Origin of the sequence: Bradyrhizobium sp. NBAIM08, assembly GCF_020193935.1 — a bacterium.
In the GTDB taxonomy this organism is placed as follows: Bacteria; Pseudomonadota; Alphaproteobacteria; order Rhizobiales; family Xanthobacteraceae; genus Bradyrhizobium; species Bradyrhizobium yuanmingense.
Genome location: NZ_JADYVR010000759.1, coordinates 1 through 416, shown reverse-complemented (window position 1 = coordinate 416; position 416 = coordinate 1). Strand labels below are relative to the sequence as shown.

Sequence of the window (416 nt, the reverse complement as noted above, 5' to 3'; positions counted from 1 at the left end):
GTCCCGGCCAGCGTGGGCGCCACCCGGGCGTCGACCAGCTGCTCGATCGCCGAGCCAAGACGGATCAGCTGCGGCTCCTCGTACGCCCCGGCCGCCAGCCAGAGCGCGACGGGCTGGGTGCCGCGGACGTAGCCGATCGGGATCGACATGCTCGGGTAGCCCGCGGTGGCCGCGACCGAGGTCGCCGAGCTCGTCGAGGGGGTGAGGACGGCGTCGAAACCCTGGCGGCGGTAGCCGTCGATCACCCGGCGACCGAAGTTGCGCGTCGTTGCCACGGCCGCCAGATATTCCGGGTCGCGGAGGTTACCGCTGGTTGCCTCGGCGAGCTCGAAGATCTCCTGGCCGTACCAGACCAACTCCTCAGCACACCGAGCCCGGTTGAAGGCGATCAGGTCGGCGAGCGTCCGCATCCGGGT

At 70.9% G+C, this 416-nt stretch carries 1 pseudogene; it reads right to left on the bottom strand.

Annotation, left to right across the window (positions count from 1 at the left end):
• Positions 1–416 (bottom strand): annotated as a pseudogene (locus tag I6F37_RS41925) (amidase); the annotation flags it as partial.